The 8,477-nt window shown below is 70.8% G+C and carries 9 protein-coding genes; 6 read left to right on the forward strand and 3 right to left on the reverse strand.

Features of this window, described 5'->3' with window-relative positions; all coding sequences use genetic code 11:
* Window positions 1-32: 32 nt before the first annotated feature.
* From alaS to OU416_RS23115, 4 genes are read left to right on the forward strand one after another with little or no spacing between them, the layout of a single operon-like run.
* Complete coding sequence (alaS, locus tag OU416_RS23100; protein WP_270929096.1) at window positions 33-2,705, forward strand: alanine--tRNA ligase; 2,673 nt, start codon at window positions 33-35, stop codon at window positions 2,703-2,705.
* Window positions 2,702-3,172, forward strand: coding sequence for a Holliday junction resolvase RuvX (gene ruvX, locus OU416_RS23105; protein WP_270929097.1), 471 nt, complete (start codon window positions 2,702-2,704; stop codon window positions 3,170-3,172). Before alaS ends, ruvX begins: the two co-directional genes overlap by 4 nt.
* Entirely contained in the window at window positions 3,169-4,371 is a 1,203-nt protein-coding gene (gene mltG / locus OU416_RS23110; RefSeq protein ID WP_270929098.1) for an endolytic transglycosylase MltG, read from the forward strand. Before ruvX ends, mltG begins: the two co-directional genes overlap by 4 nt.
* Window positions 4,361-5,212, forward strand: a complete 852-nt coding sequence (locus OU416_RS23115; protein ID WP_270929099.1) for a shikimate dehydrogenase — start codon at window positions 4,361-4,363, stop codon at window positions 5,210-5,212. Before mltG ends, OU416_RS23115 begins: the two co-directional genes overlap by 11 nt.
* Before the next feature lie 199 nt (window positions 5,213-5,411).
* On the opposite strand, the gene OU416_RS23120 is transcribed toward OU416_RS23115, so the two are convergent.
* The 3 genes from OU416_RS23120 to OU416_RS23130 are packed head-to-tail and all read right to left on the reverse strand — an operon-like array spanning window position 5,412 to window position 7,783.
* Entirely contained in the window at window positions 5,412-5,684 is a 273-nt protein-coding gene (locus OU416_RS23120) for an HPr family phosphocarrier protein (protein WP_270929100.1), read from the reverse strand.
* Window positions 5,685-5,730: 46 nt separating this feature from the next.
* Window positions 5,731-6,993, reverse strand: coding sequence for a PTS transporter subunit EIIC (locus OU416_RS23125; protein WP_270929101.1), 1,263 nt, complete (start codon window positions 6,991-6,993; stop codon window positions 5,731-5,733).
* A gap of 52 nt (window positions 6,994-7,045) precedes the next feature.
* Complete coding sequence (locus tag OU416_RS23130; protein WP_270929114.1) at window positions 7,046-7,783, reverse strand: GntR family transcriptional regulator; 738 nt, start codon at window positions 7,781-7,783, stop codon at window positions 7,046-7,048.
* Between the two features lie 343 nt (window positions 7,784-8,126).
* On the opposite strand from OU416_RS23130, the gene OU416_RS23135 reads away from it, so the two are divergent.
* Window positions 8,127-8,363 (forward strand): glucose PTS transporter subunit EIIB, encoded by a 237-nt coding sequence (locus OU416_RS23135; RefSeq protein ID WP_093154057.1) that lies wholly within the window; start codon window positions 8,127-8,129, stop codon window positions 8,361-8,363.
* Window positions 8,360-8,477, forward strand: a 118-nt coding sequence (locus OU416_RS23140; RefSeq protein WP_270929115.1) for a PTS glucose transporter subunit IIA, incomplete at its 3' end; no start/stop codon positions are given. The genes OU416_RS23135 and OU416_RS23140, both read left to right, overlap by 4 nt.

Genomic DNA, 8,477 nt, shown 5'->3' on the forward strand with positions numbered 1-8,477 from the left:
ATCCGACACCTGAGCTCCCCGAGGATCCCACCGTGCAGACCCACGAGATCAACAGCCGATTCACCGAGCACTTCCGCAGCCGCGGCCACACCGTGGTGCCCAGCGCCTCGCTGATCCTGGACGACCCGACGCTGCTGTTCGTCAACGCCGGGATGGTGCAGTTCAAGCCCTACTTCCTGGGCGAGGCCCCGGCGCCGTACCCGCGCGCCACCAGCATCCAGAAGTGCGTGCGCACCGGCGACATCGACGAGGTCGGCAAGACCACCCGGCACAACACGTTCTTCCAGATGGCGGGCAACTTCTCCTTCGGCGACTACTTCAAAGAAGGCGCCATGCAGTTCGCCTGGGAGCTGCTGACCAAGTCCCAGTCCGACGGCGGCTACGGCTTCGACCCGGAGCGGCTGTGGGTCACCGTCTACGAGAAGGACGCCGAGGCCCGCCAGCTCTGGCAGGACGTCGTCGGCGTCCCGGCCGAGCGGATCCAGGAGCGCGACGGCAAGGACAACTACTGGGACATGGGCGTGCCCGGTCCCGGCGGCCCGTGCTCGGAGATCTACTTCGACCGCGGCCCGAAGTACGGCCGCGAGGGCGGTCCGGTCGCCGACGAGGACCGCTACATCGAGATCTGGAACCTGGTGTTCATGCAGGACATCAGGGGCGAGCTCTCGCCGAAGCTGGGGCACGAGCCGATCGGCACGCTGCCCAGCAAGAACATCGACACCGGCATGGGCGTCGAGCGGGTGGCCTGCCTGCTGCAGGGCGTGGAGAACGTCTACGAGACCGACCTGGTCCGCCCGGTCATCGCCAAGGCCGAGGAGCTCTCCGGCCGCCGCTACGGCGCGAACCACGAGGACGACGTGCGCTTCCGCGTCATCGCCGACCACGCCCGCTCCGGCGTGATGCTGGTCGGCGACGGCGTGACGCCCGGCAACGAGGCCCGCGGCTACGTGCTGCGCCGGCTGCTGCGCCGGATCATCCGCTCCACCCGCCTGCTGGGCGTGCAGGAGCCGGTGCTCGGCGAGTTCAGCAAGGTCGTGCGCGACGCGATGGCGCCGAGCTACCCGGAGCTGGTCACCGAGTTCGACCGCATCGACTCGGTGATGCGCAACGAGGAAGAGGCCTTCCTGACCACCCTGACCGCCGGGTCGAAGATCTTCGACGTGGCGGTGGCCGAGACCAAGAAGGCCGGTGGCGGTCAGCTCTCCGGTGACAAGGCCTTCCAGCTGCACGACACCTACGGCTTCCCGATCGACCTGACCCTGGAGATGGCCTCCGAGCAGGGCCTGAGCGTCGACGAGCAGGGCTTCCGGGACCTGATGTCCGAGCAGCGCCGCCGGGCCAAGGAGGACGCCAAGGCGCGCAAGACCGGCCACGGCGACCTGTCCACCTACCGCACGCTGCTCGACCAGCACGGCACCACCGAGTTCATCGGCTACACCGACCTGCAGTCGCACAGCCGGGTGCTGGGCCTGCTGGTCGACGGCCAGCCGGCGAAGTCCGCGCCCGCGGGCACCGAGGTCGAGCTGGTGCTGGACCGCACCCCGTTCTACGCCGAGGGCGGTGGCCAGATCGCCGACACCGGCCGGCTGGTCGGCCCCGGTGTGGCCGTCGAGGTGCACGACGTGCAGCGCGCGGTGCCGGGCCTGTTCGTGCACCGCGCCAAGGTCGTCGAGGGCGAGCTCGGCGTGGACACCGTGCTGGAGGCCGCGGTCGACCAGGCCCGCCGCCACGCGATCGAGCGCTCCCACTCCGCGACGCACCTGGTGCACGCGGCGGTGCGCAGCGCCTACGGCAAGCGCGCGGCGCAGGCCGGTTCGCTGAACTCGCCGGGCCGGATGCGCTTCGACTTCACCGCCCCGTCGGCGGTCTCGGCGGGCGTGCTCGCCGGTGTCGAGGAAGAGGTCAACGACTACCTGCAGAGCGACGTCGAGGTGCAGACCTTCACCACCACGATGGACCGGGCCATGGAGCTCGGCGCGGTCGCGCTGTTCGGCGAGAAGTACGGGGACCAGGTCCGCGTCGTGGACATGGGCGACTACTCCCGCGAGCTGTGCGGTGGCACCCACGTGCCGCGCATCGGCCGCCTCGGCGTGGTCAAGCTGGTCGGCGACTCCTCGGTGGGTTCGGGCGTGCACCGCGTCGAAGCGCTGGTCGGCATGGACGCGATGCGCCACATCAGCAAGGAGCACCTGCTGGTCAGCCAGCTGGCCGAGCAGTTCAAGGTGCCCGCCGACGAGCTTCCGGAGCGCATCAACGGCGTGGTCTCCCGGCTGAAGGCCGCGGAGAAGGAGATCCAGCAGCTGCGCGTCGCGCAGGTCCTGCAGTCCGCCGGTGAGCTCGCCGAGAAGGGCACCGACGTGCACGGCGTGACCGTCGTCGCCGAGCAGGTGCCCGACGGCGTGGACGGCGGGGCGCTGCGCGCGCTGGCCGGTGAGATCCGCGGTCGGCTCGGCTCCCGGCCCTCCGTGGTGGCGCTGTTCTCCGCCGAGGAGGGCAAGGTCAGCTTCGTGGTCGGCGTCAGCGACGCGGCCCGCGACCAGGGCATCGCCGCGGGCAAGCTGGTGCCGGGCTTCGCCGCCGAGGTCGGCGGGCGCGGTGGCGGCAAGCCGGACATGGCGCAGGGCGGCGGCTCGAACCCGGCCGGGATCACCGCCGCGATCGGCGCCCTGCGCAAGGCCGTCGACCAGGTGGTGGCTGGCGGGTGAGCGAGCACCAGCGGGCGGAACCCGGACCGGGGCGTCGGCTAGGTGTCGACGTCGGTGCGGTCCGGGTGGGCGTCGCGCTCAGCGACCCCGCCCCGATGCTGGCCACCCCGCTGGTGACCCTGAAGCGGGACGAGGCGGGCGGCAGCGATCTGGCGCAGCTGGCCGCGCTCGTCACCGAGCACGACGTGGTGGAAGTCGTGGTGGGCATGCCGAAGACGCTGGCAGGCCGCCACGGCCCCGCCGCGGAGATCGCGCAGTCCTACGGCGCGGCGCTCGCGGAGCGCATCGCGCCGGTGCCGGTGCGGTTCGCGGACGAGCGGTTGACCACCGTGACCGCCAGCCGGATGCTTTCGCAGCGGGGGGTCAAGGGGAAGAAGCAGCGCGCCGTGGTGGACCAGGCCGCCGCGGTGGAGATCTTGCAGGCGTTCCTGGACGGTCGGGGGAAGACGCGAGAGGACCTTTCGTGACCGACGAACTCGGACTGTTCGCCGATGAGCCCGACGACAGGAAGCGGCGCGCGCCCGACCCGGAGCGCTTCCGCCGGCGCAAGCGGCGCCGCCTGGTGACCGCGCTGGCCGGGCTGTTCGTGCTGGTGCTGGTGGGCGTCGGCGTGCTCTACGGCGCCAGCCAGCTCATGCAGATCGGCGCCTACAAGGACTACGACGGCGAGGGCACCGGTGACGTGGTCATCGAGGTCAAGTCCGGCGACACCGTCAGCGCCATCGGCCGCACCCTCTCCGAGCAGGACGTGGTGGCCAGCACCAAGGCGTTCACCAAGGCCGCCGAGGAGAACCGGCAGATCAACAGCATCCAGCCGGGCTACTACCTGATGCGCGGCAAGATGTCCGGTGAGGCGGCGGTGGCGCACATCCTGTCGCCGAAGGCCAAGGTCGGCCGGGTGGACATCCGCGGCGGCATGCGGCTGGAGGACCAGCTCGCGCCCAACAACGGGCACACGCCGGGCATCCTGACCAAGCTCGCCGAGGCCACCTGCGCCGGTGAGAACCCGACGTGCGCCACCTCCGAGGAGATGCACCACATCGCCGCGACCGCCGACCTGAAGTCGCTGGGCGTGCCGGACTGGGCGATCGAGGGCGCCTCGCGGGCCGAGCCGAAGCGGCGGCTGGAAGGCCTGATCATGCCGGGCATCTACGACGTCAAGCCGGGCGAGAGCGCGGAGAACGTGCTGCGCGACGTGGTCACCCGCTCCGCGGTGGCGCTGGAGGCCGCGGGCCTGCCGCAGCGGGCCGAGGGCACCGAGCACACCGCTTACGAGCTGCTGATCATCGGTTCGATCGTGCAGAGCGAAGCGATCACCAAGGACTTCGGCCAGGTCGCGCGGGTGATCGAGAACCGGCTCACGCACCCGGTCATGAAGCTCGGCATGGACTCCACGATCAACTACCCGCTGGACAAGCCGAGCCTGCTGACCGACCCGAAGGACCGCGACCGGCCGGGGGTGTACAACACCTACCTGAACTTCGGGCTGCCGCCGACGCCGATCTCGACGGCCAGCAAGGAAGCGCTGGAGGCCGCGGAGAACCCGGCCCCGGGCAACTGGCGGTACTTCGTGAAGTGCTACCCGGATGGCACGTCGTGCTTCGCCGACACCTTCGAGCAGCACCGCGCCTACATCGACGAAGCGCGGGCCCGCGGTGCCTTCTGATCAGCGGCGGGCGGCGGTGCTCGGTTCCCCGATCGAGCACTCGCTGTCCCCGGTCCTGCACGGATCCGCTTACGCCGCACTGGGATTGGACGGCTGGACCTACGAGCGGGTGGAGGCCGACGAGCGGCAGCTGGTCGAGTTCGTCGCCGGTCTCGGCTCCGAGTGGGCCGGGCTGTCGGTGACGATGCCGGGCAAGCGCGCGGCGTTGCGCGTCGCCGACGAGGTCAGCGCCAGGGCCGAAGCGGTCGGGGCGGCGAACACCCTGGTGCACCGGGCCGACGGCAGCTGGGCTGCGGACTGCACCGACGTCGACGGAGTCGTCGGAGCGCTGCGCGCGGCCGGTGGCTTCTACACCGGTCACAGCGGACTGATCCTGGGAGCGGGTGGTACCGCCGCCGCGGCCCTGGCGGCCTTCGCGGAGCTCGGCCTGCGCCGGGCGACGATCGCGGTGCGCGAGCCCGCGCGAGCGCGCGAAGCGGCGGAGACCGCGGAGCGGGTGGGGCTCGAGGTGCGCGTGGAGCGGCTGGACCGCGTCGCGCTCGCGGACGCCGCGGCAGCGGCGGACGTCGTGGTGTCGACGCTGCCCGCGGGGGCGCTCGACGAGCGCGCGGCGGAGCTCGCGACGGCCGCTTGCGTGCTCGACGTCGTCTACCACCCGTGGCCGACGCCGCTGGCCGCGGCGGTGACCGCGGCGGGCGGCCGGGTGGCGACGGGCCTGGACATGCTGCTGCACCAGGCGTTCGGCCAGGTGGAGCAGTTCACCGGCCGCCGCGCGCCGCGCCAGGTGATGCGCGACGCCCTCGCCGAGGCCACCGGCAACGAGCTCCCGCTACCGCTCTGACGCGATTTCAATGGAAATCGGACGTCCGATTTCCATTGAAATCGCGTAGATCCGGACGCGCCCCGGCGTGTCGGGCGCCTGACGCGCCGACACCGCCCGCGAGTTCCCTTGAAGTTCGATGTTCGACTTCCATTGAAGTTGCGCACGAAGACGGCCCCTCCGCTCGATGCGGAGGGGCCGTCGTCGTCGGGGTGGAACCTCAGTTGGTGTTGTCCAGGTCGGAGGCGACCAGCTGGGCGATCTGCTCCAGCGCCGCTTCGGCGCCCTCACCGGCGGCCTCCAGGACGACCTCGTCGCCGAAGGCCGCGCCCAGGGTCATCAGCCCCAGGATGCTGCCCGCCTCGACCGGCTTGGTGTCGTCCTTGCGGATCGTGATCTTCACCGGCTGCGCCGCGGCGGCCTTCGCCACCAGGGCCGCGGGCCGGGCGTGCAGGCCGACCTTGCTCGCCACGGTGACCCGTCGCTCGAACATTGAGCTCTCCGTTCGTCGGGGGAAATCGGGAAAACGGTTGCCGGGGTCAGCTCTTCTCGGGGCCCGACGTGGCCTTCCCATCGGCATTATCCGTGCTGGTCTCGGCCGTGTCGTTGTCGTCATCCTCACGACCCGGCGTGCGCAGGTTCCACTTCGTGATCACGAACCGGAACACGAAGTAGTAGATGACCGCGTAGCCGAGGCCGATCGGGATCAGCCACAGCGAGTTGGTCGAGATGCCGAAGTTCAGCACGTAGTCGATGGCGCCAGCGGAGAAGCCGAACCCGGAGTGGATGTCCAGGAAGTTGACCAGCATGTGCGCGCTGCCGGTCAGCACCGCGTGGACCAGCAGCAGCGGCCAGGCCACGAAGATGAAGGAGAACTCCAGCGGCTCGGTGATGCCGGTGAGGAACGCGGTCAGCGCGGTCGAGAGCATCACGCCGCCGACGATCTTGCGCTGCGACGGCTTGGCGCACTGCCAGATGGCCAGCGCGGCGGCGGGCAGGGCGAACATGAAGATCGGGAAGAAACCGGTCATGAAGGTGCCCGCGGTCGGGTCACCGGCGAAGAAGCGGGAGATGTCGCCCTTCTCGCCGTGGTAGTCGCCGAAGAGGAACCAGACCACGTTGTTCGGGATGTGGTGCAGGCCGAACGGCAGCAGCAGGCGGTTGACCACGCCGTAGATGCCGCCGCCGATCACCGCGTTCTGGGTGACGGCGTTGCTGAAGGCGGTCAGCCCGGCGTCGAAGAGCGGGTAGAGCAGGCCGAGGACCACGCCGATGATCAGCATGGCGACCGCGGTGACGATCGGCACGAACCGGCGGCCGCCGAAGAAGCCCAGGTAGGCGGGCAGCTTGATGCGGTGGTACTTCTGCCACAGCCAGGCCGCCACGATGCCGGCGATGATGCCGCCGAGCACGCCGTAGGGGCCCTTGTTGTACACCGTGCCCTCTTCGGTCCCGGTGATCTTCCACATCACACCGGAGAGCACCAGGTAGCCGACCGCCGCGGACAGCGCGGTGGACCCGTCGGCCTTCTTGGCGAAGCCGATCGCGACACCGATCGCGAACAGGATCGGCAGGTTGTCGAACAGCACACCACCCGCGGCGCCGATCACGTCGGCGACCGGCAGCAGCCAGGACAGCGCGCCGCCGAGCCCCTCGGCGCCGAGCAGGTCGTCCTGGCCGAGGCGCATCAGCAGCGCGGCGGCGGGTAGGACGGCGATCGGCAGCATGAGGCTCCGGCCCAGCCGCTGAAGCTGAGCGAGCCCCTTCTTGTTGCCCTTCGCCGCTGGGGCGCTGGCACTCATCGTTACCTCCTGTGTCGTGGACACCGAGTCGTCGGGGGATCCGGCTCGAGGATCAGGTGGGCCGGATGGTCGGGCGGTGGTGGCCGGAGCCGCTCGGGTCGCGGTCCAGCTGCATGGTGACCTGGTACAGATCGCCGCGGTACCAGGAAGTCATGTCCTCGATCGGGCGACCTTGAGCGGTGGCGATGCGGCGGAACACCAGGACCGGGCTGCCGGGGCGGACCCCGAGCAGCCGGGCCGTGTCGGCGTCGGCGCCTTCGGCCAGCACGGTCTGGGTGCCGGTCTCCAGCTGCACGCCGTAGCGGCGGTCCAGCAGGGTGTACATCGAGTCGGTCAGGTCTTGGTGGAGCAGGCCGGGCAGCAGCCCGGCGTGGTACCAGCCGCGCTCCACCGCCATCGGAGCTCCGTCGGCCTTGCGCAGCCGGTGGAGCCAGTACGCGGTCCCGCGGGGGGCGAGACCGAGCGCGTCGGCGGTGTCCTCGGGCGGGATCGCCTCGGCGGCCTCCAGCAGCACGGTCTCCGGGTGCATGCCGCGACGGAGCATGTCCTCGGTGAACGAGGCGAGGTGCAGCTGGGAGTCCACGCGGGGCCGGGTGGTGAAGGTGCCCTTGCCGCGCACCCGCACCAGCAGTCCTTCGGCGACCAGCTGGCCGACGGCTTCCCGCACGGTCAGCCGCGAGACGCCGTAGCGGACCGCGAGTTCGCGTTCGGAGGGGACGGGCGAGCCGGGGAGCAGCTCGTCGCTCGCCAGCGCGCGCAGGATCTCCCGCAGCTGGGCGTGCTTGGGCATCGGGCCGTCGCGCAGCACACCTTCAGCGCGTCGACTCTCGTCTGCGGTTCCCCGCGCGGCCACGTTGCCTCCACCGGTCCTGCTGCTCCGCCGCCCGGCGCCTTGTGGACGCCGGTCACCGGGTTGAACATTGGCGGATCACCGCCGCGTTCGCCCGGTGCTGTTGACCAGTCGTACCGAGTTGGTACTGTCCGGTCTAAACCAGTCGGTTGCGAACAATGCGCCGTCATGCGATCGGGTGTCAAGACGGCTTCGATTTCGTTGCCGCATCGACACCGAGTGGCGCAAGATCGTCGCGGCGCGGTTGCTCCGCGTCGTTGGTACGGGAGGAAGGGAGCACGCGGTGGCTCAGGACAAGGCCGCGGCGATCCTGGCCGCGCTCGGCGGCGGGGACAACGTGGTGGAGATCGAGCCGTGCATCACGCGGCTTCGCTGCGAGGTCGAGGACGGCTCGTTGATCGACGAGGCGGCGCTGAAGGCGGCCGGCGCGCACGGCGTCATGAAGCAGGGCACGGTCGTGCAGGTCGTGGTGGGCCCGGAGGCGGACACCCTGGCCGAGGACATCGAGGACCTGCGGTGAGCGTCGAGGTCGGCAGCCCGGTGGCCGGTCTGGCCGCCGCGCTCGGCGAGGTGCCGGACCCGGTGTTCTCGCAGGCCATGGTCGGGCCGGGGATGGCGATCAAGCCGTCCGGCG

Source organism: Saccharopolyspora indica (assembly GCF_027853965.1).
GTDB classification, from domain to species: domain Bacteria; phylum Actinomycetota; class Actinomycetes; order Mycobacteriales; family Pseudonocardiaceae; genus Saccharopolyspora; species Saccharopolyspora indica.

Excerpts from the sequence above, each read along its gene's own strand:
- OU416_RS23120 (WP_270929100.1), bottom strand. The coding sequence starts at position 5,684 with ATGTTCGAGCGACGGGTCACCGTGGCGAGCAAGGTCGGCCTGCACGCC.
- OU416_RS23125 (WP_270929101.1), bottom strand. The coding sequence starts at position 6,993 with ATGAGTGCCAGCGCCCCAGCGGCGAAGGGCAACAAGAAGGGGCTCGCT.
- OU416_RS23130 (WP_270929114.1), bottom strand. The coding sequence starts at position 7,783 with ATGCCCAAGCACGCCCAGCTGCGGGAGATCCTGCGCGCGCTGGCGAGC.